Origin of the sequence: Paenibacillus sp. Marseille-P2973, from assembly GCF_018101095.1 — a bacterium.
In the GTDB taxonomy this organism is placed as follows: domain Bacteria; phylum Bacillota; class Bacilli; order Paenibacillales; family Paenibacillaceae; genus Fontibacillus; species Fontibacillus vini.
On the sequence record NZ_JAGQEH010000010.1, the window covers coordinates 97,002 to 120,103 of the forward strand.

At 50.1% G+C, this 23,102-nt stretch carries 24 protein-coding genes; 7 read left to right on the top strand and 17 right to left on the bottom strand.

Annotated elements, in window-relative coordinates:
* Nucleotides 1–206 precede the first annotated feature (206 nt).
* Nucleotides 207–1,199, top strand: a complete 993-nt coding sequence (locus tag KB559_RS18510; protein WP_211023755.1) for an alpha/beta hydrolase — start codon at nucleotides 207–209, stop codon at nucleotides 1,197–1,199.
* 7 nt (nucleotides 1,200–1,206) lie between these two features.
* Here the strand turns inward: KB559_RS18510 and KB559_RS18515 are convergent, their stop codons facing one another.
* Together KB559_RS18515 and KB559_RS18520 are read right to left on the bottom strand one after the other, a co-directional pair.
* Entirely contained in the window at nucleotides 1,207–1,437 is a 231-nt protein-coding gene (locus KB559_RS18515) for an aspartyl-phosphate phosphatase Spo0E family protein (RefSeq protein ID WP_247681941.1), read from the bottom strand.
* A gap of 202 nt (nucleotides 1,438–1,639) precedes the next feature.
* Nucleotides 1,640–1,948 (bottom strand): hypothetical protein, encoded by a 309-nt coding sequence (locus KB559_RS18520; protein WP_211023757.1) that lies wholly within the window; start codon nucleotides 1,946–1,948, stop codon nucleotides 1,640–1,642.
* Between the two features lie 117 nt (nucleotides 1,949–2,065).
* Between KB559_RS18520 and KB559_RS18525 the strand changes: the two genes are divergently transcribed.
* Nucleotides 2,066–2,566 carry a GAF domain-containing protein gene (locus KB559_RS18525; RefSeq protein WP_211023759.1) on the top strand — a complete coding sequence of 167 codons (501 nt, stop codon included), beginning with the start codon at nucleotides 2,066–2,068 and terminating at the stop codon, nucleotides 2,564–2,566.
* Nucleotides 2,567–2,652: 86 nt separating this feature from the next.
* Here the strand turns inward: KB559_RS18525 and KB559_RS18530 are convergent, their stop codons facing one another.
* Nucleotides 2,653–2,892 (bottom strand): hypothetical protein, encoded by a 240-nt coding sequence (locus KB559_RS18530; RefSeq protein ID WP_211023761.1) that lies wholly within the window; start codon nucleotides 2,890–2,892, stop codon nucleotides 2,653–2,655.
* A gap of 23 nt (nucleotides 2,893–2,915) precedes the next feature.
* On the bottom strand, nucleotides 2,916–4,910 hold the full coding sequence (locus KB559_RS18535) for an endonuclease MutS2 (RefSeq protein WP_211023763.1): 1,995 nt from the start codon (nucleotides 4,908–4,910) through the stop codon (nucleotides 2,916–2,918).
* Nucleotides 4,911–5,523: 613 nt separating this feature from the next.
* Between KB559_RS18535 and KB559_RS18540 the strand changes: the two genes are divergently transcribed.
* On the top strand, nucleotides 5,524–7,395 hold the full coding sequence (locus tag KB559_RS18540; RefSeq protein WP_211023764.1) for an LTA synthase family protein: 1,872 nt from the start codon (nucleotides 5,524–5,526) through the stop codon (nucleotides 7,393–7,395).
* A 90-nt stretch (nucleotides 7,396–7,485) separates the two neighbouring features.
* Here KB559_RS18540 and KB559_RS18545 read toward each other — a convergent pair whose 3' ends face one another.
* Nucleotides 7,486–8,898, bottom strand: a complete 1,413-nt coding sequence (locus KB559_RS18545; RefSeq protein ID WP_481856470.1) for an MATE family efflux transporter — start codon at nucleotides 8,896–8,898, stop codon at nucleotides 7,486–7,488.
* A 163-nt stretch (nucleotides 8,899–9,061) separates the two neighbouring features.
* Here KB559_RS18545 and KB559_RS18550 point away from each other — a divergent pair, with 163 nt between their 5' ends.
* From KB559_RS18550 to KB559_RS18565, 4 genes are all read left to right on the top strand, one after another.
* Nucleotides 9,062–9,964, top strand: a complete 903-nt coding sequence (locus tag KB559_RS18550) for a helix-turn-helix transcriptional regulator (protein WP_211023766.1) — start codon at nucleotides 9,062–9,064, stop codon at nucleotides 9,962–9,964.
* Between the two features lie 126 nt (nucleotides 9,965–10,090).
* The gene (locus KB559_RS18555; protein WP_211023768.1) at nucleotides 10,091–10,954 is read left to right on the top strand and encodes a DegV family protein; all 864 of its coding nucleotides are present in this window, start codon (nucleotides 10,091–10,093) and stop codon (nucleotides 10,952–10,954) included.
* A gap of 242 nt (nucleotides 10,955–11,196) precedes the next feature.
* On the top strand, nucleotides 11,197–11,628 hold the full coding sequence (locus tag KB559_RS18560; protein ID WP_211023770.1) for a hypothetical protein: 432 nt from the start codon (nucleotides 11,197–11,199) through the stop codon (nucleotides 11,626–11,628).
* Between the two features lie 70 nt (nucleotides 11,629–11,698).
* Nucleotides 11,699–12,406 carry an AIM24 family protein gene (locus KB559_RS18565; protein ID WP_211023772.1) on the top strand — a complete coding sequence of 236 codons (708 nt, stop codon included), beginning with the start codon at nucleotides 11,699–11,701 and terminating at the stop codon, nucleotides 12,404–12,406.
* A 1,029-nt stretch (nucleotides 12,407–13,435) separates the two neighbouring features.
* Here the strand turns inward: KB559_RS18565 and KB559_RS18570 are convergent.
* The 12 genes from KB559_RS18570 to KB559_RS18625 all read right to left on the bottom strand — a co-directional run bounded on the left by KB559_RS18570 (nucleotide 13,436) and on the right by KB559_RS18625 (nucleotide 23,059).
* The gene (locus KB559_RS18570) at nucleotides 13,436–14,587 is read right to left on the bottom strand and encodes a phosphodiester glycosidase family protein (RefSeq protein WP_211023922.1); all 1,152 of its coding nucleotides are present in this window, start codon (nucleotides 14,585–14,587) and stop codon (nucleotides 13,436–13,438) included.
* Between the two features lie 125 nt (nucleotides 14,588–14,712).
* Entirely contained in the window at nucleotides 14,713–15,081 is a 369-nt protein-coding gene (locus KB559_RS18575; protein ID WP_211023774.1) for a rhodanese-like domain-containing protein, read from the bottom strand.
* Between the two features lie 6 nt (nucleotides 15,082–15,087).
* Nucleotides 15,088–15,399: a rhodanese-like domain-containing protein gene (locus KB559_RS18580; protein ID WP_211023775.1), complete on the bottom strand. Its 312-nt coding sequence runs from the start codon at nucleotides 15,397–15,399 to the stop codon at nucleotides 15,088–15,090.
* Between the two features lie 25 nt (nucleotides 15,400–15,424).
* Nucleotides 15,425–15,700: a metal-sensitive transcriptional regulator gene (locus KB559_RS18585; protein ID WP_211023777.1), complete on the bottom strand. Its 276-nt coding sequence runs from the start codon at nucleotides 15,698–15,700 to the stop codon at nucleotides 15,425–15,427.
* A 224-nt stretch (nucleotides 15,701–15,924) separates the two neighbouring features.
* Nucleotides 15,925–17,565 carry a carboxylesterase/lipase family protein gene (locus KB559_RS18590; RefSeq protein ID WP_211023779.1) on the bottom strand — a complete coding sequence of 547 codons (1,641 nt, stop codon included), beginning with the start codon at nucleotides 17,563–17,565 and terminating at the stop codon, nucleotides 15,925–15,927.
* A 272-nt stretch (nucleotides 17,566–17,837) separates the two neighbouring features.
* Entirely contained in the window at nucleotides 17,838–18,323 is a 486-nt protein-coding gene (locus KB559_RS18595) for a low molecular weight protein-tyrosine-phosphatase (RefSeq protein WP_211023781.1), read from the bottom strand.
* A 222-nt stretch (nucleotides 18,324–18,545) separates the two neighbouring features.
* Complete coding sequence (locus KB559_RS18600; RefSeq protein WP_211023783.1) at nucleotides 18,546–18,737, bottom strand: hypothetical protein; 192 nt, start codon at nucleotides 18,735–18,737, stop codon at nucleotides 18,546–18,548.
* 13 nt (nucleotides 18,738–18,750) lie between these two features.
* Nucleotides 18,751–20,046 (bottom strand): ABC transporter permease, encoded by a 1,296-nt coding sequence (locus KB559_RS18605; protein ID WP_211023785.1) that lies wholly within the window; start codon nucleotides 20,044–20,046, stop codon nucleotides 18,751–18,753.
* Nucleotides 20,039–20,944, bottom strand: coding sequence for an ABC transporter ATP-binding protein (locus KB559_RS18610; RefSeq protein ID WP_211023787.1), 906 nt, complete (start codon nucleotides 20,942–20,944; stop codon nucleotides 20,039–20,041). Before KB559_RS18610 ends, KB559_RS18605 begins: the two co-directional genes overlap by 8 nt.
* Before the next feature lie 16 nt (nucleotides 20,945–20,960).
* Nucleotides 20,961–21,884 (bottom strand): ATP-binding cassette domain-containing protein, encoded by a 924-nt coding sequence (locus tag KB559_RS18615; protein WP_348772936.1) that lies wholly within the window; start codon nucleotides 21,882–21,884, stop codon nucleotides 20,961–20,963.
* Nucleotides 21,881–22,294 carry a GntR family transcriptional regulator gene (locus tag KB559_RS18620; protein WP_211023789.1) on the bottom strand — a complete coding sequence of 138 codons (414 nt, stop codon included), beginning with the start codon at nucleotides 22,292–22,294 and terminating at the stop codon, nucleotides 21,881–21,883. Before KB559_RS18620 ends, KB559_RS18615 begins: the two co-directional genes overlap by 4 nt.
* A gap of 42 nt (nucleotides 22,295–22,336) precedes the next feature.
* Nucleotides 22,337–23,059 carry a hypothetical protein gene (locus KB559_RS18625; RefSeq protein WP_211023790.1) on the bottom strand — a complete coding sequence of 241 codons (723 nt, stop codon included), beginning with the start codon at nucleotides 23,057–23,059 and terminating at the stop codon, nucleotides 22,337–22,339.
* Between the last annotated feature and the right edge of the window lie 43 nt (nucleotides 23,060–23,102).

Consider the following 23,102-nt stretch of genomic DNA (forward strand, 5'->3'; position numbering starts at 1 on the left):
CGTTGTTTGTTTCATCTACCGCTTCCCATTCATTTATATAATCACATAAGCCGGCAAGCCGTCAAAGCCGGAATCCCCCTTAAAATCCAGGGCAACCCGGATCATTAAAAATCGGATTACGCGATTTTCCCGCCTGTTTTTCGGTGATACTATTTACAGAAGAATTAACATGACAACGATGGGATGGGAAAAGGAGGACGCCTCTTATGATTTACTCTATGATCATGGTACCCGTATTCTTGCTGCTTGCCGTTAGCGGGATAACGAGGTTCGCTTTTCGCCAAATCACCCAAATGAAGCTGCAAACTCATGAGAGAATATTCAATTACTTGGAAACGACAGGGGTCTACTCCCGTGAACAATTCAACAATCTGAAGAAACGGGAAGTGAAGGTTACCTCTAAGGATGGATTGACGCTGAGCGGCTATACTCTGGAGCCTCATCCCGGGGGAAAGCAATGGATGGTCATCGTCCATGGTTACACAGTATCCCTGCATGTTTCCGCGCAGTATATCGAAATGTTTGAGCAAGAGGGCTTTAACATACTGTTGATAGATCAGCGGAGACACGGAAACAGCCAAGGCATCTATACCACCTACGGCTTTATGGAAAAGTTCGATGTCGAAACCTGGGTTAGCTGGATTTTGGAGCATTACGGGGAAGAGTGTGTTATTGGGCTGCACGGGCAATCGTTGGGCGGGGGAACCGTGCTGGAGTATCTCGCCATCGCGGACCCGCACGTCAAATTCGTGATCGCCGACTGTCCTTATTCCGATCTCAGCCGGTTGATGTACCACCAGGTACGGGTTCTCAACAAGATCCCTGCATTCCCGCTGCTAGGACTCGTCAACAAACGGATGGAGCGTATGGCCGGGTTCCGCATGGAGCAGGTCAGCCCGCTCAAGGCTGTAGAGAACAGCAAGATGCCTGTCCTGTTCGTACATGGAACAAAGGATAATTATGTGCCTACCTATATGAGTGAGGAATTGTTCGAGCGAAAGCCCGAGCCCAAGCAGCTTCTGCTGGTGGAAGGGGCGGTCCATGCCAATGCCTATGGCGTGAATCCGCAGCGTTATGCCGAGGAGGTTCATACTCTAATACAGAATGCATTGGAAAAAGAAGAGGCACCCGCAGGTTCTCCTCAACTCTGCAATCCGTCACAGACTGCCGCAACCGTAGCTACAGCTACAGCCACATAAGATAGGCTCATCTCCCAAGCATTTGATTCTGAGCCATTACAATATACTGATCCAGTCTCTGGCTCAATTCCACTACCGTAACGCTGTTGAAATCTTCCTGTTCGGCAGCGTTCATTAATTCGGACCGCAGATGCTCAATCATATCCATCAGTTCGCCGCTGACCTTCGGGCGCCCCGGCGTTCGATTGAAGCTCTTGAAGGAGGGATAGACCATGCAATTCACCTTCTTTATCTTCATAGAGAGGTTGTTCAAACCTCCAAACCTGTCTTTTGAATTCGTACTTAAAGCCCATTTTAATGCATGATGCAAAAAACATATTTTGCAAATTTTAAAAAATTTAGCACACTTTGTCGTTGCGTGTAAAATTTTTAACCAAAAAAAGGAGGCTGACTCTCAGGTGTAAAAACCTTTTGAGACAGCCTCCTTGCCACGCCTTCGCCTAGACCGAATTTACGCCGGCCTTGTCTTCCTTCTCCGGCTGATTCACTGTATCGCACAGCTTTTTCAGCACGGTTCGGATCTCCTTCAATTCTTCCTTCCCAGCGCCGGTCATCGAGTATACATCATCATGAGAGGTGAGAAAATTGTCTTCCGCTAAACGTTCCAGTTCCTGCTTCACTTCGCGCTCTCCCACTTTATACCCTTGCGCCTCCAATAGCGGAAGCGTATCGCTAACAGTAAGATCCTCAAGCGTAGCCTGATGGAGCATATGAATTCGAATAAACAAATTTTGCACGTCGGCGCGCATGATGTTTTCCCCTTTCCGGCGTTAGATCGTTCAATTTTAAATTACCCTGCGGAAAGTAGGCGGAAACAGCAGTTATTCAGTATAATGAGTTGTACAGATAAAGGAGGAATTCCAGCTATGTTTCATGCCGCTGAACTTGCAGGCTCCCGCGAGGAGCAACAGAACGAAGTTCTGTCCCAGCTACAAGCGCTGATCGAAGGAGAGCGGAGCGCCGCCGCCAACCTGGCCAACGCCTCTGCACTTCTCCATTACTTTTTACAGGATATTAACTGGGTAGGCTTTTATTTATTCGACGGGCGCGAGCTGGTACTGGGTCCGTTTCAAGGCCTTCCGGCCTGCATTCGTATACCCATGGGCAAAGGCGTGTGCGGAACCAGCGCCGAACGCCGTGAAACGCTGCGTATCGAAGACGTCCATGCCTTTCCAGGGCATATCGCCTGCGATGCTGCGTCGAACAGCGAAATCGTTATTCCGCTTGTAAAGGAAGGCCAGCTTCTTGGCGTACTGGATATCGACAGCCCGCTAAAAGGGCGATTCGACGAATTGGACCAGTCGTTCCTGGAACGCTTTGCCGGGCTTCTGACAAAGCAGCTCGAAACTCCGCTCGCCCTGTTCTAGACCGCAATATAATCGTGTCTCAGACTGCAATAACAATGGCCTTGCTTGGAGCAGTTCTTCTCCAAGAAGGCCATTATTCATACCAGCTACATCTTCAAGGGCCGTTCGTTCCCTCGTTTAAAATTGCCTGTCGCTTTCGCCAAAAGCAACTGTAATTCCTTCTCATCTTTCGCCGCGTTTACTTTTTCCAGAAAGCGTTCCGCCTCTTTCCCTTTTAACATTTTAACCACTTTACCGAAGTACTCCAAAAATACAGCTCCGTTTTTAGCCGTCCGGTATAGGAAGGGGTGCTCTTCCAGCTTGTTCCTCTTGTCGATTCCGTTCATCTCGTTTATTATTCCTCTCCCGCTTATTGCTCGCCCGGTCTCCGGATGATTTCCAATCCCTCCACATGCCGCTTGCCCATCAGCTTGCGTTTCTTCCGGTTTTCCTTGGAGTCCAGCACGATGTCCAAATCATAATCCTCCGGATAGAGCTCTTCCTTCTTCAGATAAGGCTTAAGTCTTTTGCGGTTTATCTTCACTCTTTGCTTTTGAATCATCACCCCGACGATTCCTCTGGAATCCTCGGGTTCGCAGACGATGCCGATTTTGCCGAAGGCCGTGACGAATACGGCGTCACCAACCTCAAATTTCACCGGCGGCGTCTTCCCTTCACTTACTTCAGCCGGAGTGTCCTCTTGTTCCTTTTCTCTTTCTTTGGAGGTAAGAGCAGCCCTCTCCTCTTCTTTCCTCAAGTGAGCATTCTGAGCAACCTCACTTTTCCTTTCAGATTCCGGAACAATTTCATCCCAGAGCGAAACCTTACCGCCCTCACCGATCTGGCGGCTTACGATATGCTGGGATCTGGCAATAATATCGGCCTTGATCCCCAGTTTCCTGGCGATTTCGATCGCATAGCTTTGACCGGACCTTCCGATCGTCAGGCGGTACAGCGGCCGCAGCGTCTCGGCGTCAAATTCCATTCTGGCGTTCTCGAACCCCTCCGCTCTGGAAGCGAACGTCTTCAGCTCATTGAAATGCGTCGTCACCAGAACGGTAGCGTTCTTACGGCTGAATTCCTCCAAAATGGCGATCGACAAGGCGATTCCTTCCCCCGGATCGGTTCCCGCTGCCAGTTCGTCGATCAGCAGCAAGGTATGCGGCCCCGCCTCTCTTAGCATCGACACCAGGCTCTGGATTTGAGCCGAGAACGTACTGAGCGACTGCTCCAGATTTTGCCCGTCCCCGATAACAGCCCTGATGCCGCGGTATACCGAGAATTTGCTCCCCCGCCCCACCGGGACCAGCAATCCCGACTGCACCATGAGCGCAAGCAGGCCGAACGTTTTCAGTACAACGGTCTTCCCGCCCGTATTGGGTCCCGTAATAATCAAGGTCTTATAACGTGCGCCGATCTCCAGATCCAGCGGCACCATGCTTGCCAGCAGCTTCGGGTGTCTAGCTTCCCGGAGCACAGTCTCTCCCCGGTCGTTCAATTCAACCGGAACCCCATTGATGGAAGCCGCATATTTCGCCTTGGCGAAAATAAAATCATAGGTCCCTGTAATCTCGATGTTCCGTGCGATCTCATCGGCCTCTTTTTCCACCAGATCGGTCAGATAGCCGAGAATTTTGGCCTCCTCCCTGGCTTCTTCTCCTTGCAGGGCCTCCAGCTCCCCTTGCAGGGCAGAAATGTCGTCCGGCTCCATAAACACCGTCTGCCCGCTGGTCGACTGATCCAGCATCCGGCCTTTGACTTGTCTGTAGAACTCCTTTTTCACCGGAATAACATATCTTCCTCCTCTCACGCTGACGATGTTCTCCTGCAAAATGGAGGCATACCGTGACATGACGGATTGAAGCCTTTTACCGATCTTTTCCTTGATCATCTCGATCTTCCGGCGCACCTTCTCCAATTCCCGGCTCGCGTCATTCACAATCACGCCATGGCGGATACAACGCAGAATCTCCTGCCTTATCGTAGGAAGGTCCCGCAGCGAGGACGCATATATGCCGATTTGCCAAGCCGCTTCTCCCTTCGATTCGATGTATTTCTTCAATTGGCCGCAGCTTTGCAAAAAGGTCGACACCGCCATTAAATCCTGTTCCTTAAACAGATATCCCGTACCCATCAGCGACATGACCAGTTCGATTCCGTCCAGGGACGGAAGAGGAATGCTGGAGCCTTTTCCGAGCAGCTCGCGGGCCTCTGCGGTTTCTCCCATCGCCCTCTCAATCGCTCTGAGCTCCTCCATTGGCGCTAACTTCTCAATCCTTGCCCGGCCTTCGTACGATACGGCAAATTTTATCAGTTCCTGTTTGATGCTTTCATATTCCAACATGTTTAAAGTGAAATTCTCCATTAAGGTTGAATACCTCCCGATTTGATGTAGTTCGATAACAAAAAAAGGGCAAAAGACAGCACGAATGCCATCCTTTGCCCTTCTTCTCCCGCAAGCAGTAAAAATGTTTGCCCCTCGTAAACTCAAAAAAAGCCGCGCTGATAAACAGCACGGCTTCGGCTTCGTTCTCCGAAGAAACAAACAGCGGTCAAAGCGCTGAATGATGTTCTGCGTGTGTTCTTAACTAAATCAATAGACTGAAATGGGCGCAAAAAATAAAGGGACCTTTCTCTCCCGAAAAAAAAAGCGGAAGACACCATTCCCGAGCGACCTGTCTTACAGTCCATATGAAGTTAATTAGTTAAGAACGTTCACCGACATCAAAATCTCTCCTAATCAGAGGTTAAAATCCTACTTGCGGATGTCTTCAATTTACCAAAAACAGCGGGTAGAAGTCAATAACGCCAACAAAGGAATGGTTACCTGTGTTTATCATGGAATTTCTTGCTAAATGTGTGAATTGATTTATTTTCATCTTTGATTCATTTCATGTATGATATTAAGGGTGTTTGAAGTGTAATCGCTGCGTTAAATATTAAACAAATAGAGATAAAGCGAAAGGATGGATCGTACTGTGTCCGCTCTAAACCGTATCAGGCTGGGCAATACAAAGCCGTTTGTCTTTTTTACCCTGATCATGATTCTTAAAACGTATTTGGCCTGGGTCTCCATTTTTGACGGTATCCCGCCATGGGGCCCGCTGTTGAAGGAGCTTCCGTTCATCTGGATTCTGTTCTGCCTCATTGAATGGTTCTCTTCCAAACGTAAAATGGGCATTTATCTGACGGTCAACCTCATCGTCACCGCGGTCTTCTTCGCCGCTATCATGTATCATAAATATTACGGTGTCATCGTTACTTATCATGCGCTTCAGCAAGTCAACCAGGTTACAGCGGTCAGTAACAGCGTGTTTTCCCTGCTGGCACCTTACTATCTGTTAATTTTTGTGGATATCGTCATTATCGGCTTCTGGCTGCTTCGCAAAAAAAGAGCCGAGAAGCTGAAAGCTTATTTTAATATGAAAAGACTGCGTACCGGCGCCCTCGCGGCTGTCTTCGGCATTTCGGTCGCACTCTGCATCTTCAACGTTTGGCCAAACCGGGCCAGCATGAACGAAATCAAGCAGGCCGAGCAAATGGGCATTCTGAATTACGAAACTTACGCGATCTTCTCCAGCAAGCAAGAAGAACTGGTGGACAAGAAACAAATTACGCAAGCCAAGATCGACCAGCTGAAAGGGGTAAGTCAGCCGGCTGAACCGAAGTATTTTGGCGCGGCAAAAGGAAAAAACCTCATAATCATCCAGTTGGAGTCCTTCCAAAACTTCCTGATCAACTTAAAGATCGACGGACAGGAAGTTACGCCGGTCATGAACTCGCTGGTGAAGGATAATCAGTATTTCAAGCACTTTTATCAAATGGTCGGCCAAGGGAATACATCGGATGCCGAATTCGTAGTGAATTCTTCATTCTACATTCCTTACAACGAAGCCGCCACGCAGAACTATCCGGATAAAGAGCTGCCGAGCCTTCCGAAGATGATGAAATCGGAGGGTTATGATACCGCAACGTTCCACACGAATGTGGTTGAATTCTGGAACCGCGGCGAGTTATACAATGCGCTCGGCTTCGACCGGTATTACGATCAAAAGTTCTTCGGACAAGAAGATACGGTATTCTTCGGACCTTCCGATGAAGTGTTGTACAAGAAAACCGCTGAAGAGCTAGACAATATGCAGCAAGCAGGCAAGCCGTTCTATTCCCAGGTTATCTCTATGACTGCGCATCATCCGTTTACGATGCCTCATGACAAGGACCGGATTACATTGCCTGAACGTTTCCAAGACAACATGGTCGGCGATTATATTCGTTCCCAAAATTACGCAGACTATGCGCTTGGCCAATTTATCGACGATCTGAAGCAAAGAGGAATATGGGATAACAGCGTTGTGGTCATTTACGGCGATCACCTTGGACTGCCGATGTACTCGCTGGACAAACACGGCCTGGAACTGATGCATGAAATCTATGGACGCGATTACGGATACATCGATATGATCAATATTCCGTTGATCATTTCCGCTCCTGGCGTTGCCGAACCAACCGTCCACGAAAATGTAGGCGGACAGGTCGATATCCTGCCGACAGTCGCCAATCTGATGGGAATTTCGATGAAGGATCACATCCATTTCGGAGAAGATATTTTCAATCAAAGCTATAACCTGATTCCACAACGTTACTACTTGCCTTCCGGCTCGTTCCTGAACGATAAAGCCTTGTTTATGCCGGGCGTCTGGTACGAGGACGGAACCCAGTATCCGTTCGCCGAAGGCGGCGTGAGTCAGGCATTGACGACGGAGAATGAATACAACCGGGCGCTGGAACTTCTGCGCATGTCCGACAGCTACGTGAAGCAGCTTCCCGACCGGGTGAAGGAAACCAAATAAGAGAGACTCCGACCTATTGTTATAAATTTAAAGCCGTGAAAAGGGGATGCCCCTTCTCACGGCTTTTTTATATGCATTCCACTTTTTATTTTACAGCGCCGGACTAGCCATACCTTCATTGCACCGGCACTGCTGCTCTTCCCTCTCTTTCTGAAGGTCCGCTTCCTTCATCCGCAAATGTTTGCGGCCTCTCCAGCGGAAGAAAGACAGCACGCCACGCACGTACTCGTCAATGATCATACAGGAGTAAATGGCAATGATGCCGATGCCTAACGATACGCCGAATAAATAAGAGCATCCCGTAGCGATAAGCCACATGAAGATCAGGGAGATTTTCATCGTATACCTGGTATCCCCGACCGCATTAAGCGAGTTGCCGATCGCCATATTGACCATTTTTCCCGGCTGAAGCAGCAGGTTCAACAATAACAGCGAAGTGCAAAGGTTCAGTATATCGACATCCTTCGTAAACAATCCGAGCACGTTCCGACCGAATAGGACCAGTATAAACGCATTGACGATGACGAGCGGTAAACCGACCTTCAGCACTTTAAATACGGCATGATACGCTTCTTTGGTCTTCCCCGCCCCATAAAGATGGGCAATCTGGATCTGCGCGGCCAGAGCCAGCGAGAATCCGAGCAGGAAGCAAAACGACTCCAGTGTGTTCATATACGTCCTCGCCGCCAATTCCGTTGAACCGAGCATCGCAAGGAATGAGAATATCGCCAGTTGAGAGAATACCCAGCTCGCCGAGTTGACGCCGAGCGGCCAGCCGATGGCCAGAATTTCCTTAAACAGCTTGCGGTCAAATATTTTGAAATCGCGATGTCCGATTTTTCGTTGAAAGGAGTTCAGGAAAATGACAAACAAGACGATTGTGGCTAGAAGTCTGCTAATCACGGTGGAGATCGCCACTCCGGTCAGCCCCCATTGCGGGAACCCGAAAGCACCGAAAATGAAACCATAGTTCATGATAATGTGAATGAAATTCATGCCGATCGCCGTCATCATCGGCCCTTTGGTGTTTCCCGTATTTCGGATCGCTGTCCCGAGTACCGCCATAGCTGCGGTGAGGATCATCCCGCCTCCGACAATGGAGATATACACCTTCGCTAACGGAATCAATTCATCCGGAAGCTGAAGCATTCTCGCGATCGGCTCGGGAGCCGCGATCAGCAGGATACTGAGGAAGACGCCAATAGCAACCGTAACGTTAAAAGCAATAATCGCGACAGAACGCGCTTCTTCCTCTTTGCGCGAACCGATTTTTTGAGCAATGACAATCCCTGCTCCGCTTGCGACGGTCGCAAAAAGTGTCATCAAGGCATTAAACAGCTGATTCGAGAACCCAACCACGGCTACCGCATTATCCGAAATCCGGCTCACCATCAGCGTATCGACCGATCCGAGTAAAAACTGCAAAAACTGTTCGATAAAGATGGGCCATGCGAGCAGCCACAGGGAAAATTTGTTTTTCTCGCTGCCTTTATTTTTCATCATTATTACAACCTCCTGATAGAACGGGGACGGTTCTACCTGCCCGCATTTAAACTTTGTAGCATGAATCACATTATAGATGCTATAGTTAAGTCAATGTATCAGCTAAACAACTCAATCTTTAATAATTCCAACCTGAAAATATCGAAATATCCGGAGGTGCCCCATGCCGTCTGTTATCGAGTTCACAGCCCCCCCGCTACCGCATTATATTATTAGCGGATTCTCCCCCCTTCCGGTAGGCGGCAAGCATCCCAGCCGTAAAAATATCGGCGCTTTCGATCTGCTGGTCGTGGTGCAGGGTTGTCTCTACGTTGAGGAAGGGGGCCATGAATATGAAATCACTGAGGGTCACGCGCTGATTCTGCGCCCCGACAGCTCCCATTACTCTTATATGGGCTGTAAGGAAGAGACGCTGCATTATTGGGTGCATTTTCAAATCCTCGGAGATTGGAAAGTCATTGAGGAAGAGGATTACCTTGCCTGCCATGGACGTTATCCCGAGGGGGAACCGGGGTATTTATCGCTCCCGCCTTTTGAGATAACTCCTTACAACATTGCTCTCCCCCAGTTCACTAAGTTGGCCCAGCCGCAAAAGATGGCCGAAACGATTAGCGAATTAAATGAGATGAACCGGAATATTCATCTGGCGAGCGTCAGGTTAAGACAACAAGCCTTGTTCCAGGACGTCATCATGCTGCTCTCAGCTTCCCTGGGAGCCGACGGCCCTTCCCCCCAGTCCGCCTGTGCCGAGCGCGCCGCCTCTTACCTGCGTGAGCATTACCGCGAGCCCTTCTCCGCCAAGCAATTGGGAGAGGCCATTAACTTTCACCCGGTGTACATCGCCCGCTGCATGCAAAAGGTCTTCGGCTGTTCGCCGTCAACCTATTTGCTGCGACTGCGGATCGATCAGTCCAAATTGCTGCTGATTCAGACGGATCTGCCCGTGGAGCGGGTTGCCGAGGAGGTCGGTTTCAATCATGCCGCTTATTTCACCGCCAGTTTCACCCGGTTCGAGGGGATGGCTCCGCGGAAGTACAGGCAGCGTTTTGCCTGGAATAAAGGGTAAGTTTAACTGTCCGGATACGCGACAAATTTTACCTTGATCGATAATTTTGCGTATAAGACGGCTGTCATCTATAATCAAGGAAAGCTATCCTATTAAACTACTAAATCTATTAATGGAGGAAATGCGTTGACACAAGTGAAAATCTTCGCGGACAGTATCTCCGATGTCCCGGAATCCTGGATGAATCAATACGATATCGGAGTCGTTCCGCTCTATGTCGTGTTCGGTGAAACTGCTTACAAGGACAAACTTGAAATCACCACAACCGATATTTACCGGAGGGTCGACGAGTCCGGGGAACTGCCCCGCACTTCGGCACCGTCCCCCGCAGACTTTATTGCGGCCTTCTCGCCCTGGATTGAGCGAGGCGATACGATTCTGTTTATCAGCATGTCATCCAAGCTCTCCTCAACCTACCAGAACGCCCTGATCGCCGCAGATGAGCTGCCCGAGGGACGCGTGGTCGTCGTTGATTCACTAAATGTGTCCGGAGGCGTCGCATTGCTCGTTATGAAGGCGGCTCAAGCGGCCAAAGCCGGGCTCCCGGCAAGCGAAATCGCCGTTATGCTGGAGGAGCTTCGCGATCGTGTCGAAATCGAGGTGCTTGTCGACAGCCTGGATTATCTTCATAAAGGCGGACGCGTTTCCAATGTGCAGCATATGATCGGCAGCCTTCTGAAAATCCGTCCCGTCCTGCGCATTAAGGAAGGGTTCGTCATTTCCGCCGATAAATATAGAGGCAAGACCGAAAAAGCGGTGGAGCGCATGCTCCAAAATTTTACGGACAATATTCACAAGGTGGACCGGGAATTAATTATTGTGGCGCAAACTCTCGCCGAAAAAGCAGCCGATTATATCAAAACAACGCTGATGGAGAAGACGGACGTGCGCGAAGTAGCCGTGATCGAGGGCGGATGTGCCATCTCCTGTCATTGCGGTCCGCGGACGGTCGCTATCATGTATTTACGTAAACATGGTTATTCCATGTAATTTGTAATTCACCTTTATATAAAGATCGTCTTCCCGGGTAATCCCTGTGCTGAAGACGATCTTTTTCTGCTTATATGCCTGCTGTTTAGGTGTAAATAAAGGATACGGAAACTTTTTCGCAAATCGGTTCGTAATATTGAAATATAGATATAGATTCTGTAGACAAGATGAACTATTGAGGTGGATGTGGGACAAGTGCGTGAAAGGATCCTGCATAAGCATCCCTGAGGAGGTGGAGAAGGATGAGACTGTGCTCAATCCCATTTGTAAAAACTGCGGTTTGCGCTTTGCTGGTTTGCTCCGTTCTACTGACCGGCGGCCCGCTTCTTCCGAATCAACCCCGTGCCCATGCCGGATACTTCAGCGATCTGTATAAGGGAGTTAAGGAACTTTCGGAGCTTCCCGATGAAGTAAACGAGCTTAAAGCCAGTTATCAAATGACGCAGGACAAGCTGGCAGAAGCGGAATCGACCATGGAAGCGTATCGGCAGCAAAACGAGGCGTTGTTGGAACAGAACCGGGAGCTCAGCGCATCGGTAGCGGCTTTGACGGAAGCCCAGCAAGCCCGCGAGGCCAGCGCCCGGAAGACCCGGATCCTGATCCTCACGGGAGTGCTTCTGCTTGCCGGATATTTCATTCTGCTCCGGATCATCCGCGTGGTGCTCCGGCGATAACTGCCGATTAAAGTGGTGATCAGGCTCCAACAAAAGGCCTTTCCCCAATAGAAACGGAGGGATTCGCAAGATGGAGATTTTGTACGATAACGAACCCTCGGGCTATGGAGGACAAGCTGTTACCTTCAAAGTCCATGAAGGAGAGAAACTCCATGTGCTCCATCCGGCTCAGGTCATCGCCTTCAGAGGCCCATCCGGATGCCGGAGCGACAAACTTATGAATGTGAAGGGCATGTACCGCAAAAAAAAGCTGATCCGGGCCGACTTCACCGGAACCTGCCAATTTGTGGCGGCGATGCCGCCTTCTATCACGCTAAAACCGATCAAGCTGACCGCCGAAAGCGATTTGCTGTATGACTTCCGGCATCTCTTTTTTTATACGGACGGCGTTCGTATGGAAACCCGATTACTCAGCATGAAAAATATGATGATTACCCGCGATGCCGTCAAAATGAAGTTTTCCGGCGACGGACAGATCGGCATTCTGACGCAAGGGCAGGTGCTCGAGCTTCCCCTCTCCCCTGATCAACCGCTGTACGTCGAAGCCGGCTGCGTGATCGCTTATCCCGAAAACGCCAAGCTGGAGTTGTCCGTATACGGCAACCATCTGGCGAGCCAGCATATGAAATACCAGTGGAAAATCACCGGCCACGGCTCGGTACTGATCCAATCCGGCGGCGGAAGCCGGGAACTCGAGCGCGACCTGGACAATAACGACGGGATCGTTAAGCGCTTCTTGCGCGAAGCAATTCCGTTTGGAGGCGTGTTTATCAAGTAGGGCGAGTGTGGCAGTGGTGCGGAGGCCGTGAGGGACGAGGGGCGGGGCGCGCTTGGCCGCGGGGCGGCCGTGGTGCGGAGGCCGTGAGGGACGAGGGGGCGAAGGAGCGATTGGCCACCCAGGCCGGGCGCGGAGGACGCGAGGGCCGGGCACGTAGACCGCGAGGGCCGGGCACGTAGACCGCGAGGGCCGGGGAGACTCAACGTCCACGCAGGCACGGAGGCCGCAAAGGGCACGGGGCACATAGGCCACAGGCCCAGCTGACCAGGCAGGCTGCCTCCCTTGCCCCGTTGATGCAATTAGCTGTATAACCTACAGTTAATTTGCGAGAAAGGACCACTTTTTGCGATTTAACTGTAAAACTTACAGCTAATTCTACGCTTTCCAACACTTTCGGGCAGATTGGATGCAAATAACTGTAGGTTTTACAGTTATTTTTATCGTTGAGAGCTAATCACCAAAAATAGATGTAGGAAATACAGTTAATTTCACGCGAGTTTGCTAACCCTGGCTCAAACGGGATAAGTAACTAGAAATATTAGTTTGTTTAGATCTAGAGCATTGGAGCACTTATTGGAGCGTTAGAGAAAACACAGGAACATTAGAGCACATACTAGTGCATTAGTTAGTTTACATACTAGAGCTTAGAGTACATATTGGAGCACTAGAGAACACACTGAACCTTAGAGCAACGTACTTGAGCATTAGTTAGTTTACATACTAGAGCTTAGAGTACATATGGGAGTACTAGAGAACACCCTAGCATTAGAGCACACACTGGAGCATTAGAGCCACCTAGAGTATTAGAGCCACATTAGAGCATTAGAGCCACATTAGAGCATTAGAGCATTGGAGCACATTAGAGTATTAGTCCAGTCCCAAAACGGCGGGCTTGAGCCGGATCACGCGATCAAAAGGGATCGCAGCGATCCGTTCCCAGCGCACCAGAAGTAAAAATGCGCTGCCCGCCAAAGCATCTGAATGCTTGGGAGCAACGCGTGTATGATACCGGTGTATAGGGTGCCGGTTTTATTTTTTGCCTGCATCTATATCCTGCGGACGTAAGCCTTCCCAAATGTTCGGGATGTCTACCGCATCGGGATCATCGAACACCAGGAACGCTGTTGGTAAATACCGTTCACCGTATTCGGAGGACGGCTTGTTGACGATCTCTCCGTCTTTGGTAGCCAATACCGTGGAAGACCCGCCGTCCAGGTTTGCCGCTATGACCGCGCCATGATCCAGCATGATCTGCTGAACGTCGTACAAACTGGCTCCGATACTGTATCCTGGCTGGCGTCCATCAATAATGACAAACAGAATTGCACCATCTTCCCTTTGGCCCATCGCCGTTCGCGGCGCGATACCCCAGCCGTCCTTCTGGCTGCGGATTTGGCCCTTGCCGTTGACGATGATCCGCGGCTGGAAGGTCACCGCTTCCTGGATGCCCAGCTTATCCAGCTCGTCGAGCGTGTATTTACCGGCGATCATCCTCCCTTGTTTGTCGAGACCGACAATTTGGGTCGATGCATTGTTGCTAATGCCGTTATAATACAGCTTCCCTTGCGAGATGACGACCCCGATCGGTTTAAAGCCGTTGCCCTTCCAGTTCGGATCGGCAAACCCGCCTCCGTTTACTCCGGCTACTGCACCGGTTCGGGCAACCATGCTGGATACCTTCTCTCCTTTACCGCGTTTGGCCGGAACACCCAGTCGGATTTTCGTCGGATCGTTCACCGTCAGTACGTAACCGCGATACCCGGTGCCGGAGACCTCCTCTATTTCGATCAACGGTTTCTCCGCTTGTTCTTCCGTCTCTTCTACCTGATCAGGCAGATTGATCGTATGGGTGTCTTTTTCCGTGCCCATCTCGTCAAACTGTTGCTGGTATGCGGCAACCCGCTTATCCAGTTCCGCTTGTCCTATTATATATTTCGCCCAATGACGATGCTGCGTTGTAATCAAAGTATCCGCCATAAGGAAGCGCATATTGTTACCCGAAGGCGTAAGGAATAGCCAAATGACCGCAAGTACTCCTAATAGCATCATTACGGTGATCATTCTGCCGACAAACCGGAGAAATCCTCCCTTTCGCCTGCTTTTCTTGCGTTTACGTTTGTTAGTCCCCTTCCCCTTCCTAACCGAAGAACGGCTGGGCAGCGATGCGGACTCAGGCTGCATAACTTGCATACTTAATCTCCTAACTGCTTGCTTGATTTACATGCTACTCATGTAAACGTCAGGCAGAGGATAAAAGTTTCACTTCACTAGGCCTATATTCACAAACGCATACAGTTTCGAGTGACCTAAGCACAGAATTTCCCGCGCACCGCGTAGATCTCCTGAAAGCCCCGGCTTTTTAGGAGTCTTGCCGCTTTTCTTCCTTGATGCAAGCTGTCCGAGAGGATGACTACCGGTTCATCGGGAGACAACTCTTTGTTCCAGAGGAACGGGAGCCTCCCGATCGAAATGTTGATCGCGCCGCTGACATGACACTTTTCATAGAAGTACGCATCACGGACATCGACCATCTTAGCCTCGGCTGGGATTTCAGGCGTCTCACGGAGCTTGCTCGCCTCCACGTAAGCCAGCCCTTTTACAGGCCAGAAACGGTGCACCAGCCATAAGCCTGCGGCGCCGGCGCCCAGCAGCAGGACGGCAAACATCAGTATCATCATGTTTTAGACCAGCTCGCCTCTCCAGGCCAGCAAACCTCCGGTCATATTTACCACGTTGTATCCACTTTCGGAGAGCAGTTCACACGCAAGCCCGCTCCGTCCCCCGCTGCGGCATACGATAAACCACTCTTGCTTAGGATCGAGCTCCTCGAGTCTCTGGGGTAATTGCCCTAACGGAATGTGCTTGGCTCCCGGGATATGGCCTTCTTCCCACTCAACAGGCTCACGTACGTCAACAATATTCAATTCTTCTCCGCGCCCCAGCCGTTCGGCCAAATCATGGGCGGATATTTCTTTATCGGGTTGAAAACTCATAATCAAATCATCTCCTTGTATGTTACTATCTGCTCTTTACAAGCAACTCTACAGCTTCCTTAACCAGCTTCTCAGTAGTATGGCCTTCAGCCTGTTCCTTCAGCAGACAATGCTGCAAATTGTCCGCCACGATCTGTGCGATCGCCTTATCTGACGCATTGCGAACAGCGGAAAGCTGGCTGACAACGTCCTTGCAAGACTTGCCTTCCTCCATAAGCCGCAACACCCCACGCACCTGGCCTTCAATCCTTTTCAGGCGGCGTTTTAAATCATCCGAGTATTGAATTTCTTGATCTGACATCGGAGTCCCTCCATCTCATGTAGAATACCCCTATGGGTATAAATAATAATAAATCCTTCCGTACTTGTCAAACCCTAAGAATAGTGCAAAGACAGCAAAAGAGCCCCCAGCCTGCGGAGGCTCTTTCTGCTATATGAATTAGACGATTTGCCACGGACCTTCCGTCGGTCATCTTTTTGGAGGATATGATCTTTTTGAAAATTGTAAATTAGGGCAAACAATCCCTATTTAAATTTACCTTCCCAGAAGAAGCGTCCCTTAAACAAACGTTCGGCGATGAGCTCGTGTTCTTCATCCGAAAGTACGGCTGCCATTTCATCCAAGATTTTGCCCGAGTCATACTTTTCACGGCTCATATGCAACTTAACCTCATTACGATCGGCATCCAGTATCATTGCCGTCGTCCCGCCTTCTTTGGAATTCCAAGGTTCCCATTCCGGCAACCCCGGTTCGCCGTTTGGGGAGCCTTCGCGCAAAAATCGTTTCAAATAAGCACTCATCGCATGGGTCAGCTTAGCCCTTCCGGCTTTATCGGCTTCGCTATAATAAGATTCCCCAGGAATTTCAACCAGCCAATGATTCGTATGACCGGACCAGAAATCCATGTCCGCCCCGTGCGTACTCCCCAGAGCCGCAAGCACACCACCCGAAAAAGCCGCGCTGGGCCTCCAGGCAAAGCGGTAAACATAAATGAAGGGCTGATCCCGATTCCCGGCCAATGCCTCAGCCACCTCATCTGCATTGAATCCCGCATATAGCCGGCTGCCGAACGAGTTCGCTTTTCCGTAAAGCGCGGCTTCCTTCGAATCGGCTTGTTTAAGAGGATCCCGAGCATATTCTGCAAACATGTCATTATTAAAAATAAATCCTGCGAATTCATCCATCGTGCAACCGAGCATCAGGGGCACCTTTATGTATTTTCCCTGGCCAAGCCGATTAAAGCCTTCCCTCGGAATGACGCTCCCGTCCATGAACAGGTGAGGGAACGCCTCCATTCGAATCTCGGCCGGTTCGCAATGCAAGAGCAGTTCCTCCGCGCTCTTCCCTCGGGCGTAAGCGGCCTTGTCCGCTTGCGACAGGTTGTGCAAATAACGGCGAGCTTCTATCGTATTCGCTTCATACCTATCCTTCATGACTAACTTGGAAAGGAGCTTTTCCGCATAGGCCTCCCCCTGCGCTTTACTCGCTAAAGTCAGTCCACCGCTAAACACGGTCGCCTTGTGATACAGTCCTTCCGCGCAAGGCGATATGAACGAGGCCAGAATATTCCTTGCTCCGGCCGATTGTCCCGCCAAGGTAACATTGTCCGGATCACCGCCGAAACTGGAAATATGCTCGCGGACCCAGCGTAATGCCTGAAATATATCCAGCAAGCCATAGTTCCCCGAATCATTCTCGGCGTCACCAGTAGATAGCCCGCTCCAGGAAAACCAACCGAACGGGCCCAGGCGGTAGTTGATCGAGACCACGATGCCATCGACCGCGACAGCAAGGCGATCGCCACAAAAGTCCTCACCCGAACCATTCTGATTTCCGCCGCCATGGACATATACCCATACCGGAAGATCGGTTCTTGTATGATCCGGACGCCAAACATTTAAATATAAACAATCTTCGCTTCCGATCATTGCTCCGTCGCGCATCTGCGCGCAAGGCATGGCAAACCGGCGAGCGGACCTGATTCCTGTCCAGGGCTTGACCGGCGCAGGAGATTTCCATCTCGCCTCTCCGACCGGCGGTTCGGCATAAGGAACGCCAAGCCAACATAACACGCCTTCTTCCTTGTCCCTCAGACCATCGACCACTCCTATGGTGAGCGGTTGCAGCGTTTCTCCCTTGAATCTGACTGGTTCATTGTCCGTCATAACGCATTCATCCCTTTGTCGTAAAGTTCTACCAAAGCTTCCTAAACAAATAGAGAGCGGCACTTTGTCGTCCGCTCTCCTCTACTCCATCTTTTCTAATCAAAACATATCAGTTCATCAAATTCAACAATCAATACGTTGGCTTCTTGTGCGCGAGTGCCATTCCAGCAGGCTCAAATTCACCCCAAAGGTACCACCGGCTTTGCCAACAAAAAGACCCACCCCGAATTCTACCGTTCGGAATGGGTCTCGCTTCGATATTCAATTTCAACTTACAGGACAGCAGACTCTCGCCGGATCCGTTCCAGCAGGGCCTTGCACCCCTTGCCGACCAGATCGTAAGTTTCTTCAAAATTGCCGGTGTAATAAGGATCGGGAACCTCCTTAAGGACGGAATCCGGAACCAGGTCCAGCAGCTTGATAATCTTCGCATCCGCTTGGCGCGCCAGCGTCTTCAAATCGCTCTCATTCTGATTATCCATCGCTATGATATAGTCGAACTGCGTAAAGTCCTCTACTGCCACCTGGCGCGCTTGCAGTCCTTCATAAGATATGCCGTATTGATCCAGAATCGTTCTTGTTCCGTGATGGGGCGGCTTACCAACATGCCAGTCTCCGGTCCCTGCGGAATCGATCAGAAAATGCTGCTCCAATCCCTCTTCGACCACCAAATGCCGAAACATCGCCTCCGCCATAGGGGAGCGGCAAATATTCCCCAGACAGACGAATAAAACGCCGACTTTGTTGTTATCGTTCATTTATTTTCACCTCGTGTTAGATACTACTAACAGATACTACTATAGGCCGCCGTTTTCAACAAGCACAAGCAACTGCCTTCCATGTATAACGTACCCACTCCCTTACTTCTTGTTCAAGTTTGATGTCTTCCGCTTAATCTATAACACAAAGGAACCGACCATCAGGCCGGTTCCTTTTATGTTTCTAAGTAACTATTCACCCTGTTATTGCTACACCGACGATTACTGAGCTTTCGACCGCTTGCGGCCGTACTGGAATAACCCAAGGAGGATTAACCCGATCCCCGCTCCATTCATTAAACCCATGAGGAAGTCGCTCACATGGACATCGCTGCGGCGCAGAAGAATTGTTGCCACAATTAGTATCATACCGGCCAGATTGATGAGATAACTTGAATTTTTGTACTTTGTCATTGAATATTCCTCCTTAAATTTTATAAGCACGCATTGCTTTGCGAAGCTCTTTAAGCGTTGGACGCTTCCCGTACAACAGGACTCCCGTGCGGTAAATTTTAGCGGACAGCCAGCCGAAGAGAAAAATGGCTACGATCAGGATCGCCATCGAAATCAAAATTTCCCAAACCGGAGTATCGCCCACACCGATCCGTACAATCATGGACACCGGTGAGAAGAACGGGATATAACTGCTTACCTTCAGCAGCGTGGAATTCGGTGCTGCCAGACTGAAAATACCGATATAAAAGGCAGCCAGCGACAGCATCGTGATCGGCATGATCGCCTGACCCAGCTCTTCAGTCCGGCTAACGAGCGAGCCGATAGCGGCAAACAGCGTCGCGTACAGGAAGTAACCGAGGATGTAGAAGATAAGACCAAACACCAGCACTTCAACATTGATTTGCGATAAATCCATATTAAAATCAGCAAGGACGGAACTATTATGAGGCAGCGAGACGTTAATCGCGATCACCACCGCAAAGATAGCGATTTGGAGCAATCCTATAAAGAACATGCCGATAATTTTGCCGAACATTTGAGCCAGCGGCGATACGCTCGTAATGAGGATTTCCATAATGCGCGAGCTCTTCTCCGCCGTTACTTCCGCAGCAATCATGTTCCCCGTCATCATAATAGTCATGAAGAACAGGATGACCAGCACGTAGACGATCACAAAGTTAATCGTTGCCGCTTTTTCATGCTTGGCTTCCCCGCTCGCAGCAGCACCTTCTCCTCCTGCCACCGCCTGCTTCATCGCCTCGATTTGAACGGGAGATGTCAGCGCGGCAATCTGTTCGTCATTGAGCGTTCCTTTGGTGATATACTCGGCCTTCACGCTTTGCAGGGCGGCTTGCAGCGAGGTTTGCAGTCCCTGCGGTATGCTGTCCTTCTTGGAAATATACGTGACGGTTGGGAACGCGCCTTCCGTGCCTTCGCCAAACTGCAGGTACCCGTCTATTTTTCCACTTTCAATATCTTTCTGAAGGACCTGTTCATCTGCCTGGTCGTATTCCACCAGTGTGAACCCGGTAGTCCCTTCCCCTTGTTTGTCTTGGTAAGCTTTCAGTGAACCGGCCAGTTCGGGTTGGTTGCTGTGAATGAGCCCGATGGCTGCCGGGCCGTCATCCCCGGTAAATTTATCGATGAAATACGGTACGTTCAGGCCGATCGTGACCAGCAACGCCAATATCAGGGTAGTAATTGTAAATGATTTCGCTTTGACTTTGTTTAAAAAGGTAAATCCGATCACTGTGCTCATTTTATTCATTCGATTCACCCACTTCTTTAATGAATATTTGATTCAAGGTCGGTTCTTTGATTTCGAAGTGTTCCACTTCGCTTTGTTCCATCGCCGTTCGTAAAATAGCCTTCGCCGCCGCCACATCGGAAATCTTGATCAGATATCCCCGTTCCTTGCGTTCTACGCCGCTGACTCCTGCAATTTGTTCCAATCCAACGACTTGCGTAGAGGTATTTAAGATGATTTCCTCCCGCGGGTACCGTTTCTTGATCTCCGTCAGATTGCCCTGGAGCACGGTCTTGGAACGGTCGAGGATAGTGATGTTACGGCACAGCTCCTCCACATGCTCCATGCGGTGAGTGGAGAATAAAATGCTCGTGCCCTCGTCGCGCAATTCCTTTACCGTCGCCTTCAACAGCTCTACGTTGACCGGATCGAGCCCGCTGAACGCTTCGTCCATGATAACGAGCTTCGGCTTATGGACAACGGCGGCGATAAAGCCCATCTTTTGCTGATTCCCTTTAGACAATTCTTCGATCTTCTTGTCGTAATACTCAGGCACTTCAAAACGATCAAGCCAATATTTCAGGTTCTTGTCGGCCTCGGACGCTGACATGCCGCGCAGCCGGGCTAAATAAATAATTTGGTCACTCACTTTTACCTTCGGATAAAGCCCGCGTTCCTCGGGTAAGTATCCCATTTGATGCTGAAGCTCGTTTCCATATGGCTTTCCGTTATATAGAATCCGGCCGCTGTCGGGATAAATCAGGCCGAGCACCATACGCATCGTCGTCGTTTTGCCTGCACCGTTGGCTCCGAGCAGCCCGTAAATTTCTCCCTGTTCCACCTGAAGCGAAATTTCGCTGACCGCGGTCTTTTCTCCGAATTGCTTAACTACCTGTTCCAAAACTAAAGGCTTTGTCATCGCTTACCCCTCATTTCTAATTTGATTGTCCAGGTTGATGTCCTTGAATCCAAAGCTGCAATATTTCCTCCAGCTCCAGGCTGCGGCTTTTAATGATATGGACGTTCGCCCGTTCGCGCTCGCACCATTCTTCAAACTCCAAGCTATCGCTTACTACAAGCTTCGTAATGGAAGGACCGTCCTCCCTGCAGGTCAAAACGCCGGGAATGCTCTTCAGTTCATCTGATTGCGCTCCGCGAATCCAGACCTCTTTCCAACTGCCAAAAAGAGCGTCCTTCTCAGCCATGCCTACAATCTGTCCGTGATGGACCAGTACGATATAATCGGCGAGTCGTTTGACTTCCTCCACGATATGGGTTGACAGAACGATCGTCACATCCTCCCCGTCCAAGCACGCCCGAAGCTCATCGATCATATCCTTCCAGGCGAACGGATCGAGTCCGGACGATGGTTCATCCAGCAGCAGCAGCTTCGGCTTGGCCGCGAGTACGGCAGCGATTTCGAACTTGCGCCGCTCCCCCTTCGACATCCGGTTCAGCCGTTCACCGCGCGGTACTTCAAACCGGGTCATCAGTGCTTCAAACCGCTCCCAATCCCAGGTCGGATACCAGTGGGCTCTGAATTTAGCCGCACTTTCAGCGGTCATAAAGTGCTCTTCCCGCGTCGGATTCTCGGGAACGTACCCGATTTGCTGTCTTATCGACAGGGACAGGGCTTCTTTAGCCTTTTCCCCAAACCAGGAAATCTCACCGGCATCCGGATGAATGGTTTGCAGCATTAGGTTCAGCATAGTGCTCTTGCCGGAACCGTTGGGGCCGACTAGAGCAACTACATAACCTTGTGGAATCTGCAGGTTAATCGGCCCGATCGGCTTTCTCTTTCCTTTTTTTAAGGCGCCGTTAAACTCGATGGCCATCTTCTGTTCCATTATTCCATTCATTGGGATGCCCCCTTTCCGTCAGTGCCCTTGTACTTTTTATTTAAAATTTGTAAAAACAACTGCTTCAGTTCTTCCTCTCCATACTGGACCGAAATCCCCGTATCCACGGCCACTTCCACCGCCTCTTGAACGACTGTCCGGCGATATTCATCGCGCTCCCCCGCTCCGACGCTCGCCACAAACGTCCCGGTCCCCTGCCGCGTCCGCAGCAATCCTTCATTCTCCAGATCTTGATACACCCTTCGGACCGTAATGACGCTGCAATTCAAGCTGCCGGCAAATTCACGAATGGAGGGAAGCAGGGTTCCTTCTTCGATCTGTCCGCTTACTATTAATGACCTGAGCTGTGTTTCGATTTGATGATACAATGGCTCAGCGCTGTTTTCATTGATTTGAATGGGAATCCACACCTTCCTAACTCACCTCCGCTTTTGGCGACACACCCACATTCTTCATCGTGCCAAATCCCGCTTATTCAGCGACCTCCGCGTTATCGAACAGAATATGCTCAAAATCACGGCTCCTACTACTAGAGTTCCCCACATGACCGGGGACAAAAGCGCATGCCGCTCGGAATAATCCAGCGTCCATTGCAGCAAATTGCCGTCAAACCAGCTGACCGCGAAGGCGCCTACAGCGATAACAACCAATTGGAGCACCATCATCCACAAGTATGTTCTGCCTTTTTTCATAAATTCAAAATAGATATAAAGACCGTTCATTGCCAGCACATAACCGATCCAAGTTAATACAAAGGCGAGGTACTGGGCCAAGCCCATCTTGATGCCCATCGCAACGAACATGAAGTAGACCGTCGTGAACAAGATCAGGCTGTTTAACGGAATTGCCGTGGCGAACTGGATCAAACGGCTCTTCATAATCGTTGTGTCCGGAATCGGCAGTGTTCTGTAATGGAGGAGCATTTTGGTGTACGAATCCTCTTTAATGTAGTTGAATGATCTTCTGGAAAAATAAAATCCGACCATCGGCACCAGTATCAGCAAGAGGAAATCCGCCATCGGATTCATCACCGCCCGGGCCTCTTCCCGGGAGTGGAACAGAGTGCTCATCATCACTCCCGTGTAAATCATAAAGACTAAGTTCCATACTAGATACATTCGATCTAGCCGCAAATCCTTTGCAAAAATTATCCAGGCGTCTTTCCATTCCTTCAAGTTCAATCACCCTTCTTCAGCTAAAAATGTAATCCGGCGACAC

Excerpts from the sequence above, each read along its gene's own strand:
- KB559_RS18510 (WP_211023755.1), top strand. The coding sequence starts at position 207 with ATGATTTACTCTATGATCATGGTACCCGTATTCTTGCTGCTTGCCGTT.
- KB559_RS18515 (WP_247681941.1), bottom strand. The coding sequence starts at position 1,437 with ATGAAGATAAAGAAGGTGAATTGCATGGTCTATCCCTCCTTCAAGAGC.
- KB559_RS18520 (WP_211023757.1), bottom strand. The coding sequence starts at position 1,948 with ATGCGCGCCGACGTGCAAAATTTGTTTATTCGAATTCATATGCTCCAT.
- KB559_RS18525 (WP_211023759.1), top strand. The coding sequence starts at position 2,066 with ATGTTTCATGCCGCTGAACTTGCAGGCTCCCGCGAGGAGCAACAGAAC.
- KB559_RS18530 (WP_211023761.1), bottom strand. The coding sequence starts at position 2,892 with ATGAACGGAATCGACAAGAGGAACAAGCTGGAAGAGCACCCCTTCCTA.
- KB559_RS18535 (WP_211023763.1), bottom strand. The coding sequence starts at position 4,910 with ATGGAGAATTTCACTTTAAACATGTTGGAATATGAAAGCATCAAACAG.
- KB559_RS18545 (WP_481856470.1), bottom strand. The coding sequence starts at position 8,898 with ATGATGAAAAATAAAGGCAGCGAGAAAAACAAATTTTCCCTGTGGCTG.
- KB559_RS18550 (WP_211023766.1), top strand. The coding sequence starts at position 9,062 with ATGCCGTCTGTTATCGAGTTCACAGCCCCCCCGCTACCGCATTATATT.
- KB559_RS18560 (WP_211023770.1), top strand. The coding sequence starts at position 11,197 with ATGAGACTGTGCTCAATCCCATTTGTAAAAACTGCGGTTTGCGCTTTG.
- KB559_RS18565 (WP_211023772.1), top strand. The coding sequence starts at position 11,699 with ATGGAGATTTTGTACGATAACGAACCCTCGGGCTATGGAGGACAAGCT.
- KB559_RS18570 (WP_211023922.1), bottom strand. The coding sequence starts at position 14,587 with ATGCAGCCTGAGTCCGCATCGCTGCCCAGCCGTTCTTCGGTTAGGAAG.
- KB559_RS18575 (WP_211023774.1), bottom strand. The coding sequence starts at position 15,081 with ATGATACTGATGTTTGCCGTCCTGCTGCTGGGCGCCGGCGCCGCAGGC.
- KB559_RS18580 (WP_211023775.1), bottom strand. The coding sequence starts at position 15,399 with ATGAGTTTTCAACCCGATAAAGAAATATCCGCCCATGATTTGGCCGAA.
- KB559_RS18585 (WP_211023777.1), bottom strand. The coding sequence starts at position 15,700 with ATGTCAGATCAAGAAATTCAATACTCGGATGATTTAAAACGCCGCCTG.
- KB559_RS18590 (WP_211023779.1), bottom strand. The coding sequence starts at position 17,565 with ATGACGGACAATGAACCAGTCAGATTCAAGGGAGAAACGCTGCAACCG.
- KB559_RS18595 (WP_211023781.1), bottom strand. The coding sequence starts at position 18,323 with ATGAACGATAACAACAAAGTCGGCGTTTTATTCGTCTGTCTGGGGAAT.
- KB559_RS18600 (WP_211023783.1), bottom strand. The coding sequence starts at position 18,737 with ATGACAAAGTACAAAAATTCAAGTTATCTCATCAATCTGGCCGGTATG.
- KB559_RS18605 (WP_211023785.1), bottom strand. The coding sequence starts at position 20,046 with ATGAATAAAATGAGCACAGTGATCGGATTTACCTTTTTAAACAAAGTC.
- KB559_RS18610 (WP_211023787.1), bottom strand. The coding sequence starts at position 20,944 with ATGACAAAGCCTTTAGTTTTGGAACAGGTAGTTAAGCAATTCGGAGAA.
- KB559_RS18615 (WP_348772936.1), bottom strand. The coding sequence starts at position 21,884 with ATGAATGGAATAATGGAACAGAAGATGGCCATCGAGTTTAACGGCGCC.